A 25,485-nucleotide genomic window follows, 5' to 3' on the forward strand; every position below is an offset into this window, starting at 1 on the left:
GAGGATACCCATAGCAAACTTATCCCTCACGTCAAAGGGGAGGCTCTCTCATTCACGGTTCGTATCAAAACAGCTGTCAAACTAAACGAAAACTCGGTTATTTCTTCGGAGTTCTTGAAGGAACTGTTCATCCGAACCGCTAAAGAAACGGTGCAAGATGAAATCAAAAAGATCGTGCTCCAATCATTAAGCAAGCTCCAGAAAGAAATGAAAGCAGACGTAGCCGGCTTCGGTTCAAAGGTAAAAGTGAACTATCCCGCCTACTGGGATCGTGTAAAAGACAATTGGCAGGATACATTCAGTGAAATACCGATCGACGTTCGGGTTGAAGTACAGATTGAACGAACAGGTGCTTATACAAAAGGAGAGGGAGCGTAATGCCCAACACACCTTCCATGAAACAGGATGAAATTTCTACTATACAAGCTCTATTAACAGTAACTTCGACCGTGTACGCTGTGGGAATTGTCAGTTTACCACGAACCATCACGGAACAGACGCAAACTCCTGACGTGTGGCAGGGGCTTTTGCTGGCAAGTCTGTTTGGTGTCGGCGTCGTTTTTATCAACGTGAAATTGTGTCGGCGATTTCCAGGGAAGACGTTCTATGAGCTCAATTCTGTGATCGCAGGTAAATTTATCAGCCTTTTCATCAATATTGCGTTCATGGTATATTGCGTAATGATCTGCTCTCTTGTATCCAGAATGATGGCAGAATTCCTCAAAGCCCTTGCATTGGAGAGAACTCCGGTAAGCATGATTCTCTTGCCGTTTCTTCTGCTCATTGGTTATTTGACCTCGGGCGGTCTTCATGCGATGGTTCGCTTGGTCGAGCTTTTCTTTCCCTTAACCTTTATTGTTTATTTATTGCTGATCATTCTCAATATCAATCATTTTGACATTGATAATTTGCGCCCTGTTTTCCATCAAGGGTGGGGGCCGATCCTCAAATCTCTTAAAGTTGTACCTTTTTCGACGCTGGGTTTTGAATCCATGCTCATATTAACTAATTTTATGGTCAATCCACAAAAAGCATGGAAAGCGGGGGGGATCGGCTACTCGATTGCAATGGCTTTGTATGTCATGATGGTAACGATGGTCGTTGGCTGTATGTCGGTAGAAGAAGTTTCCCGATTGCAATGGCCGGTTGTTTCTTTTGCGCAGCAAATTGAATTCCCCGGTTCGTTCCTGGAACGGTTTGAAATATTTTTTATCATTTTGTGGACAATCAAAATTTTCATGACCGCCTCAAATTATTATTTCTATCTTGTAGCCGGGATCAGCCAGCTCACCCAAAAGTGGAACGGATACATTTTTTATCTTCCGTTAATTATCATATTTGCCGTCAGCATCTATCCTCAAAATTTTATTCAAATAGATAACTTTGATACAGTAACGGGGTATTTTGGAATGATCATATGCGCGGCAGTACCATTGGTGCTTCTTCTCATTTCCATGATCTTCTGTATAAGGGGAAACCTAGATGGGGAACGTTCATAATGTAATTGGTCATTCACCCCTAAAATGACAATAAATAGGGGGGGTGAAAATATGAACATAGATGATGTTCGAGGCTGCATGGAGTCTGCTCTTGGTCAACCGTCTGGCGTTTTCAGGCATTTATCGTGCGAATCCTCTTGGAGGCATGCGTGGTGATCCAAAGATCTTACTCTCACGCTGGAATCCGGATGATCTATGTAAACGTATCAACACGATTCATTCTATGAGTGCCCGGTTTACTGTCCAAAACCGGGATGCTTTAGAATTTATAGAGGACCAGTTTTGGTATAAGGGGTAGCGCCAACATTTTGACCGTTTTTATGCTTAGCTTTATCGGACATGCATTTTCGTCGTTCCTGATGACCTTAGCGGACGTAACGAACCGTTTTTCGGCATACTGATGACCGCTAATGATGTATAGTAACAACGACTTAGAGTAAGAAAAGCCCGTTTTTTATGCTCCCTTAGCGTATATTTTCGTTAAAATATTGGCTGGACCCCATTTAGAGGCATGACTAAACCCTCTGCTCCTACAGAAAGTCCTGGATTAATATGGTAATATGGTGATTTTACAGACAACAGGGCTCGTTTTTACTAAGTATGGCGTATATGTATGTATAAGCTGATTTACGGAAATTTCCTCCATTTGTGTCTCTAATATTTCGAGTTGAGACTGAAAAGCAAGTAATAAGGTAATCATTCCTTCTAAAACGTAATGTTGAGAGATGCTTCGGTTGACCTTGGCTTTTTGCTTCAGCGCTATGTCTAGCAGCTCTGCTCTATCGTTAATCCACTTCCTAGAGTGAGAGAGCCTGGCATGTTCAAACAAAGATTGAGAGGCATTTTTGACCTTACCATGAAGGCAAGCTTGTATGAGCTTCATCCCATGCCCGGTGCGGCTTTAAATCGCCGCGGTAGAACATTTCAGCTAAGTGCCAAGCGTCTGCTGCATCTGTTTTAACTTTGCGTAACGTAGTCCCGCGTGCTCGCTTAGATTGCAAGGGATTCACAATGAGATGTTCAATTTCTTCTCGTATGAGAAATGAAACGAGCCCACGATGATTCCAACCTCATAGCTTCGCTTGTTATACGGGATCGCATGCCCCAACCAGCTCAAACATGGTCGTTGGTGATAGTGGGAGAACAGTTTTCTTGACGGGGTTATTTATTTCCCTAAAACCACCTAGTTCTTCCCGGCTATCGTCATCTTAAAACACCTATTAAAATAGGCCAACCAAATTTTTGGTTGACCTAATAATACGAAATAAAGTCCTAGACTGTCGCTGTTCCATTGAACTAACGTATCCTGTTAGTTCAGTCATATCACTCTTTCCCTATGGTTTCTTCATAAACGCTACTTACATACTGTTGTCAGTAGTGTTTTTGTATATGTTCGGCAGTGGCGGCCGACAATCACACTGTCATCCTCGAGTTCCACGTCCACGATGTCGATGCCGAATATTACGAGCGCTTGAAGCCGTTTGTCGATGAGTGGGTAAAGGAACCTACCACAATGCCATGGGGGGAACCGTGCCGTTCTGTTTCGCAATCCCGACGAATCTTGTTAACCTCTTCACCTCTCCACCATTGCTTTTCTTTCCCTAGAATCGTTGCTACAGCCTTATCCACGATACGCTTAATTTATTTCATTATATCGTTCGACTGCCTTGCTTAGCTTATAATTGAAATTCTCAGGTGTGCCATCTGTAGTGTTCAGGAACTGGCCGTTCAGATCAGAATCAGATACAGGTTCCTTCTTATTGATGCGTTCAATGATTTTCGAAGCGGCCGCTTTTGCCTCAGTGGCTGAATCAACATAGCTCTCGATACTGAAGCTGTTAATCCCTTCTTTTTGAACTCGTTTCTTGTCTTTTGAGATTGTCATGAGCGTACTCAGATCTGCGGTCATAATGTCGTATTTGGCTTTAAACTTCGTCATATCAAGCTGGAGCACATTGTCGGCGGTGATTCCCTGCTCATCCATTTCAATGGCCGTAGCCTCAGCATCTATCATAAACTTCAAGGCATTATACCTAATCTGCTGGTCTGAATCCTTGAGTTTTTGCAGTTCAGCCAGACGCTGCTCGTTACCCAATTTTTGCAAAGCCGTGAAGTATTGTTTGGCGACAGTCTCGTAAGCGAGATTGGCACTTACAAGCTTGGTATGCAGCTGTTTTCCTTTTGCGAAATCATCATCCACGTAGCCTTTTGTATCGTAGTAGGCTTTCATTTCGTCCAGGACGGACAACAGATCATTGATGACTGGTGTCAGTTTGATCACTACGGGGTCTGCGTTCGCAAAAGCAGGTTGGCTTGCGGTATAGCCGTTCGCTTTATCAACAATTTCCCGCTCAGTTTCAGCAACGCCGAGCATGATGAAGCTGAAGTTCTTCTCGATTACAGGCTGTGTATCACCTCCGAACTTCTCGAAATAATGAACCAGAACCTCATTGATTCTGCCTGTCATCAAGTTATTCAGCCTCACATACGCATTGTATTTTTCGATTTCTTTGCTCTCGCCGGACGTAACGCCTGCAGGCGCTTGATCCACGTTGGATGTAATGGCAGAACAAGCGGACAACATTGTACCTAACATGATAATGGCAATAAAAAATGATAGCTTTCTCAAAATAGTGATTCCTCCGACTGAGTAATTTAACGTGCTTTTCTTTTGTAAGGTGTCTGAATAGGAGAGAGAACAACTGCCCTCTTCTGGTCGATTAAATTCCCTCTTCGCCGCATATTAATGTTGATTGTGAAATAATCTAATCAATTTTAAAATTATTTGGTGAATGGGTCTTGAGACTTGAGTAGCATAATTTTATAAATTTCTTTGTCGTCACTTTAAAGAAGATATAACATGAGTAATGATAAGGCCGGCCTAATGATAAATCGTAATCGATCAGCTTGAGACGTACGGTGGAGATCCAGCTGCTGTTACGGCCGCTCTGGCTCTCCGGAATTAAAGGAGTTATTATTTTTCGCGAACAACCAAGCTATCCTGTCCGTTCGTATTATGAGGTCAGCCAGTTTTTACTGGTTGACCTCTTTGTTCGTAAGAGGTTTATTATGGGCAGCCGAGGTAGAACGTCAAAGCGTGTTATTTTTGGTGATTTTTTCGGTATTCGGATGGGGTCAATTTGTTGACCGTTTTGAACATCTTAGAGAATAGGAGTACATCTTTATACCCTACAGACCGAGCAATATCTCCGATTTTCAGGGAAGTATTTTTTAAGAGGGAGCAAGATTTTTCAATCCTCAAATGCAATAAAAATTCCTGCGGTGACTTATTGAGTTGCTGTTTAAATAAACGATGCAAATACGAACGGTCAATTGAAATGTACTTGGCAATGTCACTTACGGTAATGAAGTGTGAATAGTTTTGTTGAATAAAGAGAAGCGCTTCTTTAATATAACGCTGCTGTCTTACCTCATTGTTGACTTCCTGATTAGGATAAAGTTCAAACATCAGATACAGGAATTCATACAGCTTGGATGTAAGCAACAGGTCTTTGTTGGATTTCAGCGTAGAAGAAACGACGATACTTTCCATACAGCGAGCAAGATTGCCCTCTGCTTCAAACCGGAAAATGGGATTGTCCCTATGGATACAGGTCCGGCTTAGATATTCTTTTGCTTGCACCCCATTAAAACCGATCCAGGCATATTCCCATGGGTCGACTTCATCCGCTTCGTAGTAAATTAGAACCTTCGGCTCAATAAAGAAAGCATCGTTTTTCTCCAAATGATAGATTTTATCGTTGACTTTAAAGATCCCTTTTCCTTTTAAAATAAAATGCACCATATACCCGCTTCGAATGGCTGGACCATAAGAGTGTTTGCTGGTACAGCTTTCTTTGCCACATGTGTATAGATTGAGATCCAAGTTGTTATAGGAATGATTGGAAAAATGCGAACTCATTTGTTTTCACCTCTTAATTCATCTCTGCATATTATCACACCGTTTCATATAGAGTCTACATTATTCCATATAATTATTAAAACTATTCCATTATGATTAGGGTGTAAGAAACAAGGAAACAACATAATTTATACTTTTTGAAAATATTACTATTGGCGCTACAAGGGGGTCACTATGGCTATAATCATCGATAAAGAGAAGCTTTTATTCCATTTACAAGGCAGCAATACCAGTTATGTCATGCAGGTTATACAAGATGGTTATTTAGTCCATCTGTATTGGGGAAAGAAAATTCAGAACTATCGGGGAAGCAATAAAATCATCTTTATGGATAGAGGATTTTCACCCAATCCGGATGGGGCGGATCGAGCTTTTTCACTGGATACCATCCCGCAGGAATATCCGTCATTTGGAAATAGTGATTTCAGGATTCCTGCGTATCAGCTTCAATTGGAGAATGGTTCTACAGTGACAGATTTTCGGTATAAAGAACATCGGGTTTACCAAGGCAAAGCAAAATTGAAAGGGCTTCCTTCTACGTATGCGGAGGATGATGGCGAAGTAGAAACACTGGAAATCATCCTTGAAGATCCATTAATTGATGTAAAGATTGTACTATCCTATAGCCTATATCAAAAGTGGGATGTCATTACCCGTTCTGTCCGTTTTGATAATGAAGGCCAGCAGCAGCTAAAACTGCTTAGAGCGTTAAGTGCCAGTGTGGATTTTCGAGATGATGAATATGAACTCATTACCTTGTACGGTGCGCATAACAATGAAAAAAATATAGCAAGGAGAAAAATTTTACCCGGAATTCAAATGGTAGACAGCTGCCGTGGCGCTAGCAGCCCTCATCAGGCACCCTTTATGGCACTTGTAAGAGAAGGGACAGATGAAGATCAGGGCGAAGTATACGCCTTTAATCTGGTGTACAGCGGGAACTTTACGGCCCAGACGCAGGTAGATTCCTATCGGAACACTAGAGTCACGATGGGGATTAATCCTTTTGATTTCACATGGCTGCTTGGACCGGAGGAGTCGTTCCAAACGCCTGAAGTGGTCATGGTATACACCGAAAATGGCTTGGGCGGCATGTCGAGAATTTATCATGATTTATACAGGAACAGATTATGTCGTGGACCATTTCGTGACAAGGAACGGCCGATCCTGATTAATAACTGGGAAGCCACCTACTTTAACTTTGATGCTGACAAGATTGAGCAGTTGGCGAAGGAAGCTCAAAGTGTAGGAGTGGAGCTGTTTGTATTGGATGATGGGTGGTTTGGGAAACGAGATGATGACAATACTTCATTAGGCGATTGGGTGGTGGACCGTCGCAAACTTCCAGATGGATTGCCGGATCTTGCCAATCGCATTCGAAATCTGGGTATGGAGTTTGGTTTGTGGTTTGAACCTGAGATGGTATCCATAGACAGTGATTTATACAGAAGGCATCCCGATTGGTGTATCCATGTCCCTGACCGTCCGTATACGCTGGGAAGAAATCAGCTTATGTTGGATTTATCGAGGAAGGAAGTGTGTGAGTACATCGTTAAGTCGGTTTCCGATATTTTATCGAACGTTCCAATTACTTATGTAAAATGGGACATGAATCGTCACATGACAGATGTGGGTTCGGCCGCCTTGCTACCTGAGAGACAAAGGGAGACGGCGCATCGTTATATCCTGGGACTCTACAGTATTATGGAAGAGCTTACATCGAAGTTTCCCCATGTCTTATTCGAAAGCTGTTCTAGTGGAGGAGGCCGTTTTGATGCCGGTATGCTCTATTACATGCCTCAGACCTGGACGAGTGATAATACGGATGCCATTTGCCGACTGAAAATTCAATGGGGGACAAGTCTTGTCTACCCTCCGATTACGATGGGCGCACACGTCTCCACGGTACCTAACCATCAAGTGGGAAGAATAACTCCGTTGGAGACCAGAGGTTATGTCGCCATGGCCGGGAATTTAGGATATGAGCTGGATTTGACGACATTAACTGTTGAAGAAAAAGAAGTGGTGAAAAAGCAGATAGCTCTATATAAGGAAATGAGATCGCTCATTCAGTTTGGAAACTTTTACAGAATTATTAATCCGTTTGATGAAAATGAAGCCGCATGGAGCTTTGTGTCAGAAGATCAAACGGAAATGGCGGCCAGCTATTTCAAGGTTTTATCCCAACCAGCTGCCGCGATTAAAACGTTAAAATTCAAAGGTCTGAATCCAGACTACATTTACAGAAATATAGAAACTGGTGAGCTGTTTGGCGGTGATGAATTAATGCATGTAGGCATAACGCTGACCAGGGTGAAGCAGGACTTTTTAGGTCTGTTCTGGAGATTTGTTAAAGAAGACATCATCTGATTCAGCTAGAGGAGGTTTTACTAGATGGAAGCAAAAGAAAAGCAGTATAAGCAAATTTCTCAAGAAATTTTAAAATATATCGGTGGTGAAGAGAACATTATCGGTGTGGCCCATTGTGCCACAAGATTAAGAATTGTACTTGAGGACAATGAAAAAGCAGAATTAAAAAAGATTGAAGAAGTTGATCTGGTTAAAGGTGTGTTCATAGCGGGGGATCAACTGCAGATCATTTTTGGAGCTGGGTTGGTCAATAATATCTATGCCGTGTTCTCCAAACTGACCGGAACAGAAGATATGTCATTAAGTGATGTCAAATCGAAGTCCGCACAAAAGCAAAATCCTTTTCAAAAAGCTATTAAATCGCTATCAGATGTCTTCATTGAGATCATGCCTGGAATTCTTGCCGCCGCATTGTTAATGGGGATAACCGGTCTGTTAGGTCAGAAAGGGCTATTTGGTCCTAAGTCGATTGTGGAGATGTATCCAATTTTCCAAGGGATCAATCGCTTTGTTCAAATCGTTTCCACAGGTATTTTCACCATCCTGCCGCTGCTTGTTGTTTATTCTGCAACCAAGAGATATGGCGGCCGTCCGATTCTGGGGCTTGTGCTGGGTGCGATTATGCTTCATCCAGCCTTGGCGGATGCCTTTGAGGTAGCTAAAGGGAGCCAACATCCGGAATCGATCAGTCTTTTCGGCCTTCCCGTACAGTTGGTAGGCTTTCAGGGCGGTATTATTATTGCTCTGATGATGGGATATGTGGTAGCCAAGTTGGATCAGTTTTTTAACAAAAAGGTTCCAGACATGATTAAACTATTTTTGGCTCCTTTGCTGACGGTCTTTGTTTCTTCTCTGCTATTGTTTACGATTATCGGCCCTCTTGGGCGGGAGCTAGCCAGTCTGGTGACTGTTTCGTTGCTTTGGATGACGCAAAACCTGGGAATATTCGGCTTTATGTTTTTTGCAGGTATTCAGCAGATCATCGTTATTACAGGTTTGCACCATGTTATGGGCGCGGTAGAAGCACAGCTGTTAACTGACACAGGCAGAAATTTTATCAATCCATTGGCATCGGTAGCTTTGATGGCTCAAGGGGGCGCCGTATTGGGGTATATTCTTTTGAATCGCAAAGACACCAAGGTTAAAGAACTGGGTTACTCTGCATTCGGGTCTGTACTTTTTGGAATCTCGGAACCCGCGATCTTCGGGGTCACTTTGAAGTATAAGTTCCCTCTGGTTGCTGGATGTCTCGGAGGAATGGTTGCCGGAGCATATGTATATTTAAGCAAGCTGACAGCCATAGGATTCGGAACCACGGCTCTTCCTGGCTTTGCAATTGCAGCGTCAGATAACCACGGTCATATCAATTATCTTGTCGCTCATCTTATTGCCCTGATATGTGGAGCATTATTTACATTGGCTTATGGTGTTATCAAGAGCAAGAGGTCAAAAGCAATACTTTAAGAAATGAGTCGAAGTGTATGCATAAAAAGGAGTAGAAGGAGCTTGAAGGCTCTTTTCTACTCATTTTTAATTGCGGATATTATACCTATATGGATGGATCGCTCTCAATCAGCCCTTTGCCAATTACATTGGCTGAAACCGGGACCTTGCCGAGCTCACGCGACCATACGGACAACTGTCCGATATGATGAATTTGGTGGGCAATGACATGGCGCATCACCTCTCCCCAGGCATCGATTGCAATTCTGCCGTCCGGGAGGTGATCTTCAAACCTTTTTCGTTCCAGACCTTCATGCCAGGCGAGGACGAACGGCTCCACATCGAGTCGAAACTTCGCGTCCAGCTCGCGGACTTTAGCCAGCGTATTATACTGAGAGAAGTCCTCCTGGAAATCAGGTTTGCCTTGAATGATTTGAACCCAGCTCCATTCTACATCAACGATATGAAAGAGCGTTTTTAGAATGCCGCCAGCCCCGCCAATACGTTCTTTCAGCAGTTCCTCCTGCGTCACCTCTTCACACCAGCGATACCATTGTTCTCGAACCATCCAGTTATAACGAAAAAAAGTCTGCATCCATTACCCTCCTGGGACTGTAATAAAGAATGATTTCCACCAGTTTACCACAGAATGCCAAAAGGACTATCTCATTCGTAGAAAATCTACTTTTGAGACAGCCCTTCATGATTTAGGATAAGAATGTTGCTACTGGCTTATTTCTTTGCAGCCGCGTAACGTTTGTTAACTTCATCCCAGTTGATTACATTGTAGAAAGCTGCAATGTAATCTGGGCGTTTGTTTTGATATTTCAGGTAGTAAGCATGCTCCCAAACGTCCAGTCCAAGTACCGGAGTCAGACCTTCGAACAGCGGGCTATCTTGGTTTGGAGTGCTAGTGATTGCCAGTTTGCCGTCTTTGCCGACAACCAGCCAAGCCCAGCCGCTACCAAAACGAGTTGTAGCTGCTTTAGTGAAGTCTTCTTTAAATTTGTCATAGCCACCCAGTTCGTTGTTGATTGCTTCAGCAATTGCACCTGTTGGCTGTCCACCGCCGTTAGGACCGATAACTTCCCAGAACAGGCTGTGGTTGTGGTGTCCACCACCGTTATTGCGAACCGCAGTGCGGATGCTTTCAGGAACGCTGTCCAGATTGGAGATCAGATCCTCCAAGCTTTTGCTTTGCAGTTCAGGAGCGCTCTCCAGAGCTGCATTTAAGTTCGTAACATATGTGTTATGGTGACGATCATGGTGAATTTCCATTGTCAGTGCATCAAAGTGTGGTTCCAGTGCGTCTTTTGCGTAAGGAAGTTCTGGTAATTGAAATGCCATAATAAAATCCCTCCTGGTTATATGGTTGGGTAAGTGTTCCTATGTAATAATACCCTCGATAGTTATATTAAACCGCATTCAGCCTATTTTTTCAACATTTTTGTTTGTAAAATACCAAACTGAGCAATAGGGCCTGGTAGCTAGCATGTCCAAAAACCCGATTGGAATACGTAATACATAGGTAAAAAGAGGTAAATTTGACCTTCAAAAATGTAAACGCTTTATATATAGCGCTTACATGAGAAAAAGGGATGTATTCCGTCAAAAAGTATGGTTTAATGGTCAAGGAAGCAGAATTTTCGGCTTTTTTGTCGTCTGCTATAAGCTGTCATGTCTATGACATGACGAACTTGAGGGCATACACCCTTTTCCTGTTCTTCATTTCATATATAGCAGATCGTATGCATTTTTATCATAATGCCTTGTGATTAACACCATGATAAGCGCTTTATGGATTTATGTAAAAATGACGGTGCTGTCTCAATTTTTTTATTATGCTTACGAAAAGGGAGATATTACTTATGCACGTTCGTTCCTTTCAATTAAGTGATGTGAATTCAGTTACGGAACTCATGCAAATTGCCTTGTCAGAGGAGTGCTACAAAGAGACGGTGGGTGCTTTTGCCCGTCAGCTTTCGTGGGATTCCGGTTTGATCGTCGTTGCCGAAGAAGAGGGAGAGATCGTTGGTGCCCTGATTGGCACGATTGATCAGAATCATGGTTGTTACTATCGTATTGCTATTCACCCGGATCATCGTCGGATGGGAATTGGGAAATCGCTTGTGGAGTCCATGGAGCAACGTTTTCAGCAACGTAAGGTTAGCCGTATTTGGGTAGCCGGGGACAAGCATAACAGTGCGGCCATGCCGTTGTACGAAGCTATGGGCTACGGAGCAAGCCAGATTTTACAGGCGTTTCAGAAGCTGAGTATTTTGGCACCTCATTAATCGGCAATCGATATACAGAAATGAAGTATAATATTTACATTTAGAGCATATCTGAGTAACCGTTGCAATCGGGTACGGGATATGCTTTTCTATTTATAACAGGGTTGAGGAGGTTAATTATGGATGCTTTGACTCCTTCGTCAGACCTGCTTCCTTCACCGGAAACGTCCAAACAGGCAGGTCGCTCTGGTTACATACGCGATTGGTTAGTTACTCTGCTGATTGCAATGGTCGTCTTGTTGCTTCTAAACCTGTTTGTATTTAACTTGTCCACGGTCAGAGGACATTCGATGCAACCGACGCTAACGGAAAGCCAGCATTTGTTCGTTAATAAGCTGGTTTATAATTTTCATGATCCGGGGAGAGGGGACATTGTGATTTTAAAAGATCCCGATTCCAAACTGTCCAACCCAAGATTTTTAGTGAAAAGAGTCATAGGTATTCCCGGAGATGTCATTCGGATTGAGCATAATCATTTGTATGTAAACGGTGAGCTGCTAAATGAGCCGTACACCAACTCGGACGTGGAGGATGGTGATTACGGTCCTTTTACAGTGGAGCTGGAACACTTTTTTGTTATGGGCGATAATCGCCATACTGCTGCAAGCAAGGATAGCCGGTATTTTGGCAGCGTTAAGTCTGAAGATTTACTGGGACGTGCAGAGTTTATATTTTGGCCGATCTCGGAGTGGAAGTGGCTATGAGCAACGATAGTCTGAAATCAATGCGGAATACGTGCGAACCGATCAGAGTTATAACGGTCAGCGGTTCCCAATCAGGAAAGGAAGAGAACGATGAAAGAAGTGATGGTTTATACCGACGGTGCTTGTTCGGGGAACCCGGGCCCAGGGGGCTGGGGGATCGTTTTGCTGTATGGAGAGCATCGTAAGGAGCTGTCGGGTGCCGAAAAGATGACGACAAACAACCGTATGGAGATCAAATCGGTGATTGAAGCGCTGAAGCTGCTCAAGGAGCCGTGCCGTGTAAAAGTACACAGTGACTCTGCCTATGTCGTCAATTGCTTCAAACAAGGCTGGATTAAGAATTGGCTCCGTAATGGCTGGCGAAACAGTAAAAATCAGCCGGTGGAGAACAAGGAACTATGGGAAGAACTGTGGGAACTGATGGGTAAGCATGAGGTTGAATATGTGAAGGTGAAAGGTCACAGTGACAACGAACTAAATAATCGCTGTGATTTTCTGGCGACAAGTGCTGTTAAAAATTTACGGTAGCATCTGTTGCTGTTTTCTGTTGAAATTTGAGATATGAGAATGTTGCAACATTCTCATATCCGTAATGATAAAAGTAGAAGAGAGGTGAGTATCGGATGCAACGCGAATTAACTCGGACGGCTACCGGAACGGCTTCGACTTGGGCTTCGCTCAAGCAGGAAATTATTGAGGCAGCTCCAGGGCTGGGTATCGACTCCATCGGGTTCGCATCCGCCGATCCCTTTCTGTCTCTGAAAGCTATATTGGAAGAGCATCGTGCTAAAGGCTATGAGTCCGGCTTTGAAGAGCCCGATATTGATAAGCGGATCTATCCGGAGTTGTATGGTTCGCAGCCTGCATCTCTGATTGCCATTGCAGTGGCGTATCCTTCCAAAATGAAGGACCCGCCGAAGTCGGACAAGGGCAAGTACCGTGGTATTTTGGCGCGTTCAGCCTGGGGCAAAGATTATCATCTGGTATTGCGCGAAGCGATGGAAAAGCTTGAGGCTTTTATAAGTGAGCGGGTACCTGATGCAATTTTAAAAAACATGGTGGATACCGGAGAGCTGTCGGATCGAGCTGTTGCGGAACGCGCAGGAATTGGCTTTAGCGGCAAAAATACGATGATGATTTCACCGACACTGGGATCATGGATTTATCTGGGGGAGCTGTTGACGAACATTCCTTTCCAGCCAGATGAACCGGTTACGGATGGTTGCGGAGAGTGCACCAAATGTTTGGATGCATGTCCTACAGGCGCGCTTGTAGGTCCGGGACAACTGAATGCCCAGCGGTGTGTGTCCTTTTTGACGCAAACCAAGGGCTTTTTGGACGAGGAGTTTATGCTGAAAATAGGGAATCGGCTGTATGGATGTGATACGTGCCAAATCGTATGTCCCAAAAATCGAGGCCTTAACTGGGATCATCATCCCGAGCTTACACCCGATCCTGAAATTGTGAAGCCGTTGCTGTTACCGTTACTGGATTTGAGCAATCGCGAATTCAAAGACCGATTTGGTCAAAGTGCGGCGGCCTGGCGGGGGAAGAAGCCGATTCAACGCAATGCAGTCATTGGTCTTGGCAATTTCAAGGATGTTAGCGCGGTGCCCAAATTGACGGAGGTTTTATTGGATGATCCGCGTCCCGAGCTGCGAGGCACGGCGGCGTGGGCTTTGAGTCGAATAGGAGGGGAAAACGCTATGACAGCGATCAAGCAAGCATCAGAGAAAGAACAACATGAGCAAGTACGCGAAATGATCGCACAGGCGCATTCCAAGCTAGAGGAACAAGAGCAGGCAGAGCAGCAAACTTCTGCTGAATTAAAGGCGGAGGATTCACAGGGTCCAACTACGATTTATTATGATGAGATGGAGACACCTGTGGGCACTCTGACGCTGTGTGCTACGGATCGTGGGCTATGTCGAATTGACTATGGCTCTTTTTATGCGAAGGAAGCATTGCTTCAGCAATGGGCCCGGACATGGGTCGGGGAATATGTCTATGTACAGGAGCCGGAAAAGCTGCGCGAAGCTGCAGAACAACTACGTGAATATTTTGCGGGAGAACGACGGGAATTCAGTATAGCCTATGATTTAAGAGGCACTCCTTTTCAAGAGCAGGTATGGCGCGCACTGCAAAATATTCCGTACGGACAAAGTGTGTCCTATCAAGATATTGCAGAATCGATCGGACGAGCCAAGGCGGTACGTGCTGTCGGCGGAGCCAATAACAAAAATCCATTGCCAATCCTGTTTCCATGTCACAGGGTATCAGGTGCAAATGGAAGTTTGGTCGGCTATGCCGGAGGCTTACCAGTCAAGATGAAGCTGCTGGAATTGGAGAAGGAATAAGGACATATGTTTGCAAAAAGTAATTTGCTAGCTGTCCCATGTTTTGCTATGATAGGTTCGTGTAATTCAAGATGTTTCATATAAATATACAGAGGTGACGACTTCGTGGTGTGGAATATTGTCATTCCGATTATTACCCTGATTGTTGGCTTGGTCGGGGGATTTTTCATCGGTGCTTATTATCTTCGCAAACAGCTTGAAAAGATGCAAAACGACCCTGAAACGCTGCAAAAAATGGCCAAACAGATGGGCTACAACCTGAATGGGAAACAGATGCAAAAAGCCCAGCAGATGATGAAGAACCAACAGTTCTCCAAAAATCAGCCTGGTGCGCGTAAAAATCAGGGCCGTCGGAAATAATGAGCAACGTGAGCACGGATGCCGCATGAGGTTGCTGCATAGAGGAGGATTACTGTGGCTGGCGTAAAAGATTATATTAACCGCAAAGCTGCGGATAACCGGGATAAAATCGAGTACCATGTGGAGCAAATTTTAAAACTGATCGGTGAGGACCCCAAGCGTGAAGGTTTGTTGGAAACACCGGCACGCGTTGCGCGCATGTATGAGGAAATATTTGCGGGTTATGAGGTTGATCCACGGGATGCGCTGGGTGTGACATTTGACGAGAATCACGAGGAGCTTGTAATCGTGAAGGATATTGTCTATTACAGTCAGTGTGAACACCATATGGCTCCTTTCTTCGGAAAAGTGCATATCGGCTATGTACCCAGCGGTAAAATTGTAGGACTAAGCAAGCTTGCCCGCTTGGTGGAGGCGGTGACTCGCCGATTACAAGTACAGGAGCGTATTACATCGCAGATCGCTGATATTCTAAATGAAGCGGTCTCCGCTCACGGAGTTATGGTGGTCGTGGAAGGCGAGCACTTATGCATGTGTGCCAGAGGCGTCAAAAAGCCTGGCAGCAAAACGGTAACGTCTGCAGTGCGCGGCACGTTCCGTGATAATGCAGCACAACGCGCAGAGTTCTTGTCCCTGATTAAGGAATGATTGAACACGGCGTGATAGGATGAAAAAAAGGGTGGTCTACGCATAGGCGTAGCCGCCTTTTTTTGTTAACATCAGAAATAGAGAAAATAGATCGTTGCTGTGAAGAATGAAATAAAAAAATGGCAGCATAGCTGCTTGAAAGTTACGATTAGCCTATGGATAACAGTTATTTTTAAGATAGGGGATAACGTATGGATCATATACATAGCTCAACAGAAATAACAACAGCATTGCCTGCGTTGCAATGGTTGGAAGCGCCACTGACGACTACGCAGGAAGACGTATTGTTTCCGCTGGCTTGGGAGGAGCTAGCTTGTCGGCAAGTAGGGAAAGGAGCTGCGCCCATTTTGCATTTATGGCGGCATCCGGGGGCGCTTGTGATTGGTCACCGGGACCGCAGGCTTCCCAACGCCCCACAGGCGATGGAGCGGGTGCGCAGCTCAGGAACGTCGGTATGTGTGCGTCCTTCAGGCGGAGCAGCCGTCATGCTGGACAGGGGGGTACTGAACCTGTCCTTGATCCTGCCGAATCCGCAGCGGGCCATCAGCCTGCATGAGGATTTTCGGCTCATGGCAGGGCTGATTGCCGATGCGCTGGCCCCGTGGTCTGTCGAGGCGCAGACCGGAGAAATCATCGGGTCCTTCTGTCCCGGGGATTATGATGTAAGCGTCCGAGGGCGCAAGTTTTGTGGCATTGCGCAGCGGCGTCAAGCCAAGGCGTATATCATCACGGCCTTTGTGATGATTGAGGGCCGCGGAGCAGAGCGCGCACAGGCGGTGCAGCAGTTTTATCGAGAGGCGGCCGGGGATACGCCGACAGGCGTGCAGCAGCCGGATTATCCCCAGGTGAATCCGGCAACGATGGGCAGCCTGGCAGAGCTGGCTGGTGTGCCGTCTGTCGAGGCGTATACAGCATCGCTACGCCGTGTAGTTGAGAGCCGGGCTGCCATTTTGCCTGCCGATGGCTCGCTGGTGCAACCGGAAGGATTGGCAGAACAGATGGCAGCGCTGAGAGAGCGGTACGATTTGCAGGTGTAGTTTGTTTTAGCTTAGAATGGTTGCCATCTTAGCTTGGAGGCTTGAGCATAGCGCGCCTCCACCTCAGGCCAGTTGACGACATGCCACCAATCTTCGATGTATTTATTACGTTCGGCCTGATGCTTTAAGTAATATGCGTGTTCCCACACATCGATCGCCAGCAGCGGAATAGACTCCCATTGAGTCAGGTTCTGGTGCTTTTCGGCCTGCAAAATTTCAAGCCGCCCGGCGCGCGGGCTCCATACCAGGATAGCCCAGCCGCCGCCCTCGACCTTTTCGGCTGCCGAACTAAATTGCTTTTTGAAGGCATCGTAGCTGCCAAAATCCTTTTTAATCTGTTCAGCCAGCGGTCCGCTTGGGTTTCCACCGCCTTGAGGGCTCATGATCGTCCAAAAAAGAGTATGCAGATAATGACCTGCACCGTTAAATGCCAGTTCACGTTCCCAATGCTTTACGAGGTCAAAATCACCTGTTTTTCGGGCTTCTTCCAGTTTCTTTTCCGCTTTATTCAGATCATTCACATAGCTCAAATGATGCTTGTTATGGTGAATACGCATCGTTTTTTCATCAATGTACGGTTCAAGCGCATTATAAGGGTAAGGAAGCGGAGGGAGCCGATGTCCCCCAATAGGGACCGGGCGACCGATTAAGGATTTTTCCGCTGCTGAAGGTTGCGTCTGACCGGACTGGACGCCTTTAGTAGCCCCAGAACCTTCTCCTCTCATGCTGGCATGCCTCTCTCGAAACGCTTGCTCCGGGTAATCCTCACCCTCTGCCGCTACATGATACAACCCAGCGGCTCGTGCGATGGAGCCGGGCTCTTGAAAGGGAGTTGTCGAAATCAGGAAATATTGACTTTCATGTGCTGCGTGTATTACAACTCCGGCGGATTTTGGCTGTTGACGCAATGCATGACTGTGCTCGGTCAGCAAACCTAGCTGCCGTACATATTCTTGTGATTGACGGTTCGCAGTTTGCAGCAAATCGTCCAGTCGACGATTTAATTCTTGAGAGGCAGGCTGTGAATTCAAGCCTGAATCGGACAACGCTTTCTCTCCAGTTGCTGATGCGTCTGATCCCCTTGAAAGTGCTGATGGTTTATCCAGCTGGTGTGTATGAGCTTGGGGGGCAGACGACGCTTTTTTCTCCTGATGTTGCCATGCCTGTTCTGCCGGATCAAGCGCGCTCCGTTGCTCTTCAAGCAACTCTATGGCGGCCCGTTCCGTTTGTTCAAATACGGTTCGCCAATCATCCAGCAGCCGCACATAAGCAGGTTCTAGCCCTTCAGTAGCGGATTTAATCACTTCCACATGCCAACTTTCCTGCTGCTTCCAATGACGGATTTCCTCCAGCACACGTAAGGGCAGGAAAGACCCATAAGTACTCAGCATCGTTTTTACCTCCCGTATCCCACTATGGCTATCCGGCAGATCTAGCAGATCTGTCCTGGATGCATATGTACCCAGTATATTCGCCGTCTCATCGGGAATATGTCTATGAACTTCCTTCATCAGGTTATACCTGTTGTGCAGAACAATAATTAATCGTGGAAAATAAAAAAAGAAGCCTGTCTACGGCACGGGTTAAGTGTCCATAGGCAGGCTTCTTCAAGGCGATGAATGCTTATTTCGAAAATAATTCTTTACTGCGTAGTCGTTTGTTTATGGGCAGCAGCCGTGGTTTTCTTGTCCTCCAGCTCCTGCACATTGCTTAAAAACGTCGATACCCGCCGCAAATATTCACGAGGGTGCTCTCTGAAAATAAGCTCATGTATCCCGTTTTTGACAATCCATACACTGGAAAGCGGGTTGGTCTGATTGGCAGCGAGCTTTTCCGCAATGGGGTAAGGGGCCTTTTCATCCTGTGTACCATGCACAAACATGATTGGAAACGGATAGTCCTCCTTTTTTACCTCCTGATATGGAATCTGATGCAAACTGGTGCCGTTCAAGACTGGAAACAGCAACTCCAGTATTTCCAAAGATGGATGTCTCGGCAAATTAATTTGATTGTGAATGTTATGGTACAGCGTATCCGGTTCCAGTAGGAAGGTGCTGTCCAAAATCATCGCGTCCACATCTTTGGTTTGCAAACCCGCCTGAAGAGCGGTTCCTGCTCCCATAGAGAAGCCCCATACAATAATTTCCGACGAGCCGCGTTGTTTTGCAAGCTGGATGGCCCCAAGAAGCTGTTGGGATTCTGCCTTGCCTCCGGTTGCGACGGCCTTGCTGTTTTGTGACGCAAATCCGTAATCGAACATGACCACATTAAAGTTCAAGCTATGGGCATAATGCGCCAGATCATACATGGGAATCCAGCTTTCTTCACGGTTGGCTCCATAGCCATGACTGAAAATAATGGTTTTCCGCGATTGATCTGCCGGGATATACCAGCCTTGTACCATGCGGCTACCATCCTTGGCTGGGAAGCTGACTTCCTCATAAGGCATACCTTTGGCCTGCATCGGATTAGAGTATAATGGCGCGACGGTGGGATTCGTAAGCACCCAGGCGATGTAAGCATGCAAGGCAATAAAACAAAACAACAGAAAAAATACGACCGACAGCAGCAGAGCAATCACAACGTGCTTGAACCGCAGCATACGGGGATTAAAGAGTGGGGTGGACGGCTCCTGAACAGCGGTCTGTAGCTGAGCGTTGCGCTGGGATGTCGAAATCATGTAAGAGCCTCCTTATATAGAATTGATCTTCGAATCATAAAATTTAGGTATAATTCCACTTGAAAATAGTAGGGTATGTCCGTATAGATACCTATTATCGTATGATGGGTATTATCCAAAGTCAACGTCTGAACCGGAAAAGTAAAAATGATGCAAAGAATTGTCGATGTTTGTTCTTGTTCTGTAATATGGTTGTCACAAAAACATCGGTTTACAGTAGCCGCGACTATTCTATATAATTTATGTAACCATGTTTCATAGTGTGAAACGAATATGGATACAAGAGGAGCGGTTCATGATGGAAGACCGTAAATTAACCGTCCGCGCTGTAGAGCGTGCACTTGATATACTGCTGTGTTTTACCGCAGAATCTGATCTTGGTCTAACGGAGATTGCCTCCCAAATTGGTCTACATAAAAGCACCGTTCATCGTCTTTTGACTACGCTAGAGGATCGGGGATTTGTCGTTCGGAATGCCGAAACGGAAAAATATCGGCTTGGTTTTCGCATATGGGAGCTGTCGACGCATCTGTCCCAAAGCGATGAGCCGGCGGTGTTGTTACAGCCTGCAATGGAAGGACTGCGTGATCGCTTAGGGGAGACGGTCAGCTTGTACCTGCGGGATGGAAGCATGCGTATTCGCATACAAGCCGTGCAGAGCAATCAGGCGATCCGCAGGGTTGCTCCCGTGGGAGCGCGTATGCCGCTGGCTGTGGGAGCCTCCAGCAAGGTGCTGGCGGCCTTTATGCCGCCACAGGAGCTGGAGGTACTGCTAAGCAGTGAAGAATGGCCTCCCTCGGTAGATCCTGAGGTATATAAAGCCCAGCTGCAGGACATTCGTGAGAAGGGGTATGCGACTAGCTATGAAGAACGTGAGCCAGGAGCTGCGGCTGTGGCCGCGCCTATTGTGAACCGAAAGGGACAGGTCGCGGCGGCTTTATCTGTATCCGGCCCGGTCAGTCGACTTGCACCTGAGACGCTGCATGATTTTGCTCCGGTTTTGATCGAAGCAGCTAAGGAAATGGGGCTTATGCTCCCGTAACAGTAATCAATACAAAAGGAAATCATACAAGGGTTGCCAAAGCTATAAATTTAAAGTAGTCTGATAGAGATGGCGGGTTGTCTGTTATAGCCGCCAATTCATGTGAATAGAAAGTATCACAGTTACTGGGGGAGCCTGTAATGCGGGCTGAGATGGAATCGGGCAAGATTCCGGACCCTTTGCACCTGATCTGGATCATACCAGCGTAGGGAAGTAATCGGCCATTGAAATGTATACGCAGCTGCTGTCTGCGGTGACGCATAGGGTTTTATTCCATGTGCGTGCTATCTGGATAGCTGCCTCGTTTGATTAGCCGGTTCCCTAGGGAACCGGCTTTTTTGCATAGATCAGCGCCACCCTCGGAATGGTTCCGGATCGGTGTGTCATTTCAACGATACGGGAGGAATGGATCATGAAACCGACAGAAACCGAAGGAACAAAAGAAACAGGAATGAAATCAACAGCAGTAGAGAAGACAAGTGCGGAGCAATCCAGTAGGGTTAATTCTTTCCCGGGGAGCCGCAAGGTGTATATTCAAGGTTCTCGGCCGGACATTGCCGTGCCAGAGCGTGAAATCGCGCTGCATCCCACACATACGCCGCAGGGGATAGAGTATCATGAGCCACTGCGTGTGTACGATACCAGCGGTCCGATGACAGATGAAGCCTATCAGGTGGATATTCGTCAGGGCTTGCCACCATTACGGCGAGCTTGGGCACTGGAACGGGGGGATGTGGAGGCTTACGCGGGCCGCGCCGTCAAGCCGGAGGATAATGGACTGAAACCCGGCTCCAAACGGGAAACAGTGGAATTTCCCGGCGTGACTAACCGTCCGCTTCGGGCTTCGCAAGGGCGCACTGTGACGCAAATGCATTATGCGCGGCAAGGGATCATTACGCCTGAAATGGAATTTGCGGCGATCCGTGAAGGAGTGGAGCCCGAGTTTGTGCGGCAGGAGTTGGCGGCTGGACGAGCCATTTTACCTTCAAATATCAATCACCCGGAAAGCGAGCCCATGGTCATAGGGCGCCATTTTCACGTGAAGATCAATGCAAACATTGGAAATTCCGCGGTTACGTCCTCCATCGAGGAGGAAGTGGAGAAGATGACCTGGGCTGTACGCTGGGGCTCAGACACCGTCATGGACCTGTCCACAGGTCGTAATATCCATACGACACGCGAATGGATTATTAGGAATTCACCCGTACCGATTGGGACGGTGCCGCTATATCAGGCACTGGAAAAGGTGAACGGCGAAGCAGAAAAGCTGACGTGGGAGTTGTATCGAGATACACTGATTGAGCAGGCGGAGCAAGGAGTGGACTATTTTACAATTCATGCGGGTGTATTGCTGCGATATATACCGATGACGGCGAATAGAATGACGGGAATTGTATCCCGGGGCGGGTCGATTATGGCAGCCTGGTGCCTTGCGCACCATCAGGAGAACTTTTTATATACGCATTTTGAAGAAATCTGTGAAATTATGAAAACCTACGATGTGGCCTTTTCTCTCGGGGATGGTCTGCGTCCGGGTAGTATCTATGATGCGAATGATGAAGCACAATTTGCAGAGCTGGAGACGTTGGGCGAGCTAACGCAAATCGCATGGAAGCATGATGTCCAGGTCATGATTGAAGGGCCGGGACATGTCCCTATGCACAAAATCAAGGAGAATGTGGATTTACAAATGGAAATTTGTAAGGAGGCTCCCTTTTATACTTTAGGGCCGCTGACGACGGATATCGCACCAGGATATGATCATATTACCTCAGCTATCGGGGCGGCCATGATCGGTTGGTTCGGGACGTCCATGCTGTGCTATGTTACGCCGAAGGAGCACTTGGGTCTGCCGAACAAGGATGATGTCCGCGAGGGAGTTATTACCTACAAAATTGCTGCACATGCTGCTGATCTGGCGAAGGGTCATCCACGTGCACAGCAGCGGGACGATGCTTTGTCCAAGGCGCGTTTTGAATTCCGCTGGCGCGATCAGTTCAATCTTTCGCTTGACCCTGAGCGGGCCTTGTCCTACCATGATGAAACGCTACCGGCAGAGGGGGCCAAAGAAGCACACTTTTGCTCGATGTGCGGTCCTAAGTTTTGCAGTATGCGTATCACACAGGACATTCGTGCCTATGCGGCAGATAAGGGACTGAATACCGAGGAAGCCGTCGCCGCCGGGATGCGTGAGAAGGCAGAGCAGTATCGGGATGGGGAGCGATAAATCGGTAGCGATACAAAAGTCAATCAACTGGGAAGCCTCAACAAATAGTACAGTTAAGCTCGTCAGAGGTTTATTTCCATGAATGTATGAGTTTAGGTTTAGAAACGCGTGAGATAGCAAAAAGCCGTGGTTCTCTACAGTCGATGTAGAAAACTACGGCTTTTCAGCTTATGTAAAGCGAGATATGCACCGGATTAACGGAGCTTTATTTTTTACCCATTTTTTCATTCAAAATGTCCTGAAAGCTGAGCTTCTTCTCCGAGCTATCTTCTTTCTTCTGCATACTCACCGCGTTGGCACGTTGGTATTGGTGGTGAAAGGGCATCAGGGTGTGGACAGTTAAGTTCATTGTATTCATGTGGGTCATTCCTCCAATTCCATATTGTCAAATTCAGATTGAGTTGCTTAGGACAACTGTATAGGACTATTTATATGTACTTGATGTCGTAATGCCGTGTAGGTTGCTTGGTAAGGTTTCAATCATTATACCCGCATTTATCCAAAGTAAAACGCTTTTGCCATAAAACAGGAAGATGGTCGTATGTGTCCAAAATGTGTATTAGGAGGATGGTCATTTTAGGGGAAAATGTGCCTAGGGCCTAAACAAGGGCTAGAGGCCCGTTTTCTTAGTTTAGTAGTCGGGATTGTGTTTTTTTGTCGAATAACCTTGTATTAGCGGAATTTTGCGGAATTCTAAGCTTGGACTAAGGCAGTCTGGTGGCGAATTAAAGTGTCAAAGTTGTATTGACTTTATGTTAGGTAGTAGATACCATGAACTGGTTGTCAGCGTATTTTGGCAAGAAGAGTCAGCCAATCCATCTGGCAATTCATCCGTTGAAATGTTAGAGAGAGGATTAGAGCATATATGAAAAAAAGTATTGCAGATATCGTATTTATTATTCTGGGTGCGTTTTTTTTCGCGCTGGCTGTTAATCTGTATGTGATCCCGAATGAGTTTGGCGAGGGGGGCGTTACAGGGGTCACGATCATCTTGTACTACCTGTTTCAGTGGTCTCCCTCGATCGTCAATCTGGTGATTAATGGCTTGCTGCTGATTGTGGGATATAAATTTTTGGACAAGAGAACGACCTTGTACACTATAATTGCGGTCGCATTTAACTCATTGTTTTTGCATTTAACGGTCAACTGGCGGATTGATTCGCATGAGCCGACGATTAATGCTGTATTTGCCGGAGTTTTGGTAGGGGTTGGAATTGGCTTAATTGTACGGGTCGGTGGTACAACGGCGGGAACCGTCATATTAGCCCGGATCGCCAACAAATATCTGGATTGGAATATCAGCTATGCCTTGTTGTTTTTTGATCTGATTGTTGCATTCTCTTCCTATTTTATTATTGGTCCGGAAAAATTGATGCTGACTATCGTTATTTTGTACGTTGGTACGAAGGTGATGGACTTCATGATTGAAGGACTGAACCCGAAAAAAGCGGTCATGATCATTTCGGAGCACCAAGACAAAATTGCCGAGATGGTCATCACGCAAATGGACCGTGGAGTTACCGTCCTGTCAGGCCACGGATATTACACTAAAAATCCGAAAGAAGTCCTATATATCGTCATTAGTAAACAAGAGGTGTCCGCGCTTAAAAAGATTGTAAAAGCCATCGATACAGCAGCGTTTATCACCATTCATGACGTACGGGACGTATTCGGAGAGGGCTTCTTGGATATCTCGAAGTAATTGGCAAGCGAAGGTAAGAGAATAAGAGAACATGGTTGGAAGCCGGTCCTGAGTGGGTCGGCTTTTTTTGTTGTTGTGATGTTTATTTCATTTTTAGTGTTGGGAAATATGCATAATAAAGTGGAGTCACTCAATTTCTGTTATATGGAGGGTGTAAGCGGGATGGAGAGTAAAAGCAACTATGATGTAAAAGAAGAATTCAAGAAGCCGTGGATGCATGTGTCTATTTTCTTTATTGTGCTGCATGTTATAAATTTTTCTTTGTTTTCCTCCTCGTTTCATTCCGCTAAGGATCGTATAGCATTGTTGTATTTTCCATTAGTTACTATGGTTTTAACACTGGCTATCGTAGTACTGAATCCAAGGTATTTAAAGCATAGAGACACCTTTTCTGAACGTATGCTCGCTTCTTATCGTAAGATTTGTGCAAGTGTGTTTATTGTACTTGATTTGATTTTCCTTGCACTCATGTTCAAATATTCGGGTGGATTTCTATTCAGCACATTAAAATTAGCTTTATTTTTATCGGCTATTTTGCATTTAGCAATAGGAATATCTTTTGCTACAATAACACCCAATCGTCTAATCGGATTAAAGTTTCCTTGGCTGCTTTCGAATGAAAAGGCATGGAAGAAGACACATCGCATCTCTGCTTATATTTGGATAGCCTTTGGCTTAATAGGGATTTCCATAGGATTAAGAAGTTAATGTGTATATGGTACTCGCCTCTTTTTTGCCCACGATGATTAGTTTTATTATTTCTCTCTTACTAAGCCAGGGAAGTAAAAATATAGACTGCTGATCTGTGTATCATATAAATCGTTTAGCTCTAATAAGGAGGATTTTCATGCGAAGTAGATTAAATATTTTAAATTTATTTTCCTTTCTTCTTTCTATTGTGCCTTTCGTCATCTACCTTTTCATGTATCCGACAATGCCCAGAAATGTAGCAATCCACTATAATATCAATGATGTGGCTGACCATTTTGTTGACAAGTCATCCCCTGAGGTATGGTTGTTGTGTGCACTTAGCTTCATAGCTTTTATGATTATGCTTTTTCTCCAGCCTTTTCTCAGACGTCAGTTCAAGAGCGAAGAAAGTTCTACAATCATGGAAAGCCTGCCTGGTCTCTTCACGCTTCTTATAACCCTTGTGTTCTCAATCCTTGGCATACGTTTCCTTTTAGAGGCTTGAAGAAT

At 45.5% G+C, this 25,485-nt stretch carries 24 protein-coding genes, 3 pseudogenes and 1 riboswitch; of the genes and pseudogenes, 19 read left to right on the forward strand and 8 right to left on the reverse strand.

Annotation, left to right across the window (positions count from 1 at the left end; genetic code table 11):
- Positions 1-9: 9 nt before the first annotated feature.
- From ACU1JV_RS24560 to ACU1JV_RS24575, 4 genes and pseudogenes are all read left to right on the forward strand, one after another.
- Positions 10-378 (forward strand): annotated as a pseudogene (locus tag ACU1JV_RS24560) (Ger(x)C family spore germination C-terminal domain-containing protein); the annotation flags it as partial.
- On the forward strand, positions 378-1,499 hold the full coding sequence (locus ACU1JV_RS24565) for a GerAB/ArcD/ProY family transporter (RefSeq protein ID WP_413985559.1): 1,122 nt from the start codon (positions 378-380) through the stop codon (positions 1,497-1,499). The pseudogene ACU1JV_RS24560 and the gene ACU1JV_RS24565, both read left to right, overlap by 1 nt.
- Before the next feature lie 61 nt (positions 1,500-1,560).
- Positions 1,561-1,797 (forward strand): hypothetical protein, encoded by a 237-nt coding sequence (locus ACU1JV_RS24570; protein ID WP_264217922.1) that lies wholly within the window; start codon positions 1,561-1,563, stop codon positions 1,795-1,797.
- Between the two features lie 519 nt (positions 1,798-2,316).
- Positions 2,317-2,460, forward strand: a complete 144-nt coding sequence (locus ACU1JV_RS24575) for a hypothetical protein (protein WP_413985560.1) — start codon at positions 2,317-2,319, stop codon at positions 2,458-2,460.
- On the opposite strand, the pseudogene ACU1JV_RS24580 reads toward ACU1JV_RS24575, so the two are convergent.
- Positions 2,423-2,509: pseudogene (locus ACU1JV_RS24580) on the reverse strand (hypothetical protein); the annotation flags it as partial. The gene ACU1JV_RS24575 and the pseudogene ACU1JV_RS24580 overlap by 38 nt on opposite strands.
- Before the next feature lie 383 nt (positions 2,510-2,892).
- Here ACU1JV_RS24580 and ACU1JV_RS24585 point away from each other — a divergent pair.
- Positions 2,893-3,104 (forward strand): annotated as a pseudogene (locus ACU1JV_RS24585) (VOC family protein); the annotation flags it as partial.
- 31 nt (positions 3,105-3,135) lie between these two features.
- On the opposite strand, the gene ACU1JV_RS24590 reads toward ACU1JV_RS24585, so the two are convergent.
- Together ACU1JV_RS24590 and ACU1JV_RS24595 are read right to left on the reverse strand one after the other, a co-directional pair.
- On the reverse strand, positions 3,136-4,128 hold the full coding sequence (locus ACU1JV_RS24590; RefSeq protein ID WP_413985561.1) for a YiiG family protein: 993 nt from the start codon (positions 4,126-4,128) through the stop codon (positions 3,136-3,138).
- A 471-nt stretch (positions 4,129-4,599) separates the two neighbouring features.
- Positions 4,600-5,421 (reverse strand): AraC family transcriptional regulator, encoded by an 822-nt coding sequence (locus ACU1JV_RS24595; protein ID WP_090736916.1) that lies wholly within the window; start codon positions 5,419-5,421, stop codon positions 4,600-4,602.
- Positions 5,422-5,595: 174 nt separating this feature from the next.
- Here ACU1JV_RS24595 and ACU1JV_RS24600 point away from each other — a divergent pair, with 174 nt between their 5' ends.
- Both ACU1JV_RS24600 and ACU1JV_RS24605 read left to right on the forward strand, forming a co-directional pair.
- Entirely contained in the window at positions 5,596-7,791 is a 2,196-nt protein-coding gene (locus tag ACU1JV_RS24600; protein WP_413985562.1) for an alpha-galactosidase, read from the forward strand.
- A 24-nt stretch (positions 7,792-7,815) separates the two neighbouring features.
- Positions 7,816-9,255, forward strand: coding sequence for a PTS transporter subunit EIIC (locus ACU1JV_RS24605; protein ID WP_413985563.1), 1,440 nt, complete (start codon positions 7,816-7,818; stop codon positions 9,253-9,255).
- 85 nt (positions 9,256-9,340) lie between these two features.
- Here the strand turns inward: ACU1JV_RS24605 and ACU1JV_RS24610 are convergent, their stop codons facing one another.
- Together ACU1JV_RS24610 and ACU1JV_RS24615 are read right to left on the reverse strand one after the other, a co-directional pair.
- Positions 9,341-9,829: a DinB family protein gene (locus ACU1JV_RS24610; RefSeq protein ID WP_413985564.1), complete on the reverse strand. Its 489-nt coding sequence runs from the start codon at positions 9,827-9,829 to the stop codon at positions 9,341-9,343.
- A gap of 137 nt (positions 9,830-9,966) precedes the next feature.
- The gene (locus tag ACU1JV_RS24615; protein WP_013369407.1) at positions 9,967-10,581 is read right to left on the reverse strand and encodes a superoxide dismutase; all 615 of its coding nucleotides are present in this window, start codon (positions 10,579-10,581) and stop codon (positions 9,967-9,969) included.
- Between the two features lie 521 nt (positions 10,582-11,102).
- On the opposite strand from ACU1JV_RS24615, the gene ACU1JV_RS24620 reads away from it, so the two are divergent.
- From ACU1JV_RS24620 to ACU1JV_RS24650, 7 genes are all read left to right on the forward strand, one after another.
- Positions 11,103-11,528 (forward strand): GNAT family N-acetyltransferase, encoded by a 426-nt coding sequence (locus tag ACU1JV_RS24620; protein WP_013369410.1) that lies wholly within the window; start codon positions 11,103-11,105, stop codon positions 11,526-11,528.
- Positions 11,529-11,647: 119 nt separating this feature from the next.
- The gene (gene lepB, locus ACU1JV_RS24625; RefSeq protein ID WP_413985565.1) at positions 11,648-12,232 is read left to right on the forward strand and encodes a signal peptidase I; all 585 of its coding nucleotides are present in this window, start codon (positions 11,648-11,650) and stop codon (positions 12,230-12,232) included.
- Between the two features lie 90 nt (positions 12,233-12,322).
- Positions 12,323-12,760 (forward strand): ribonuclease HI, encoded by a 438-nt coding sequence (gene rnhA, locus ACU1JV_RS24630; RefSeq protein ID WP_019686138.1) that lies wholly within the window; start codon positions 12,323-12,325, stop codon positions 12,758-12,760.
- Between the two features lie 95 nt (positions 12,761-12,855).
- The gene (gene queG, locus ACU1JV_RS24635) at positions 12,856-14,589 is read left to right on the forward strand and encodes a tRNA epoxyqueuosine(34) reductase QueG (protein ID WP_330706955.1); all 1,734 of its coding nucleotides are present in this window, start codon (positions 12,856-12,858) and stop codon (positions 14,587-14,589) included.
- A 105-nt stretch (positions 14,590-14,694) separates the two neighbouring features.
- Entirely contained in the window at positions 14,695-14,949 is a 255-nt protein-coding gene (locus ACU1JV_RS24640; protein ID WP_013369414.1) for a YneF family protein, read from the forward strand.
- 54 nt (positions 14,950-15,003) lie between these two features.
- Complete coding sequence (folE, locus tag ACU1JV_RS24645; RefSeq protein WP_013369415.1) at positions 15,004-15,597, forward strand: GTP cyclohydrolase I FolE; 594 nt, start codon at positions 15,004-15,006, stop codon at positions 15,595-15,597.
- Between the two features lie 191 nt (positions 15,598-15,788).
- On the forward strand, positions 15,789-16,634 hold the full coding sequence (locus ACU1JV_RS24650; RefSeq protein ID WP_413985566.1) for a lipoate--protein ligase family protein: 846 nt from the start codon (positions 15,789-15,791) through the stop codon (positions 16,632-16,634).
- Positions 16,635-16,645: 11 nt separating this feature from the next.
- Here the strand turns inward: ACU1JV_RS24650 and ACU1JV_RS24655 are convergent, their stop codons facing one another.
- Both ACU1JV_RS24655 and ACU1JV_RS24660 read right to left on the reverse strand, forming a co-directional pair.
- Entirely contained in the window at positions 16,646-18,025 is a 1,380-nt protein-coding gene (locus ACU1JV_RS24655) for a Fe-Mn family superoxide dismutase (protein ID WP_413987543.1), read from the reverse strand.
- 251 nt (positions 18,026-18,276) lie between these two features.
- Entirely contained in the window at positions 18,277-19,314 is a 1,038-nt protein-coding gene (locus ACU1JV_RS24660; protein ID WP_413985567.1) for an alpha/beta hydrolase, read from the reverse strand.
- Between the two features lie 298 nt (positions 19,315-19,612).
- Here ACU1JV_RS24660 and ACU1JV_RS24665 point away from each other — a divergent pair, with 298 nt between their 5' ends.
- Both ACU1JV_RS24665 and thiC read left to right on the forward strand, forming a co-directional pair.
- A complete protein-coding gene (locus ACU1JV_RS24665) occupies positions 19,613-20,356 on the forward strand; it encodes an IclR family transcriptional regulator (protein WP_013369419.1) in 744 nt (247 codons plus the stop codon).
- Positions 20,357-20,473: 117 nt separating this feature from the next.
- Positions 20,474-20,585, forward strand: a riboswitch (TPP riboswitch).
- A 183-nt stretch (positions 20,586-20,768) separates the two neighbouring features.
- A complete protein-coding gene (thiC, locus tag ACU1JV_RS24670; protein WP_413985568.1) occupies positions 20,769-22,583 on the forward strand; it encodes a phosphomethylpyrimidine synthase ThiC in 1,815 nt (604 codons plus the stop codon).
- 205 nt (positions 22,584-22,788) lie between these two features.
- Here the strand turns inward: thiC and ACU1JV_RS24675 are convergent, their stop codons facing one another.
- A complete protein-coding gene (locus tag ACU1JV_RS24675; RefSeq protein ID WP_010348453.1) occupies positions 22,789-22,941 on the reverse strand; it encodes a hypothetical protein in 153 nt (50 codons plus the stop codon).
- A gap of 507 nt (positions 22,942-23,448) precedes the next feature.
- Here ACU1JV_RS24675 and ACU1JV_RS24680 point away from each other — a divergent pair.
- The 3 genes from ACU1JV_RS24680 (at position 23,449) to ACU1JV_RS24690 (ending at position 25,480) form a co-directional block, all read left to right on the forward strand.
- The gene (locus ACU1JV_RS24680; protein ID WP_013369422.1) at positions 23,449-24,285 is read left to right on the forward strand and encodes a YitT family protein; all 837 of its coding nucleotides are present in this window, start codon (positions 23,449-23,451) and stop codon (positions 24,283-24,285) included.
- Positions 24,286-24,993 carry an SdpI family protein gene (locus tag ACU1JV_RS24685; protein ID WP_413985569.1) on the forward strand — a complete coding sequence of 236 codons (708 nt, stop codon included), beginning with the start codon at positions 24,286-24,288 and terminating at the stop codon, positions 24,991-24,993.
- Positions 24,994-25,132: 139 nt separating this feature from the next.
- Complete coding sequence (locus ACU1JV_RS24690; RefSeq protein WP_413985570.1) at positions 25,133-25,480, forward strand: DUF1648 domain-containing protein; 348 nt, start codon at positions 25,133-25,135, stop codon at positions 25,478-25,480.
- Positions 25,481-25,485: the final 5 nt, after the last annotated feature.

It is taken from the genome of Paenibacillus sp. T2-29, from assembly GCF_052921365.1.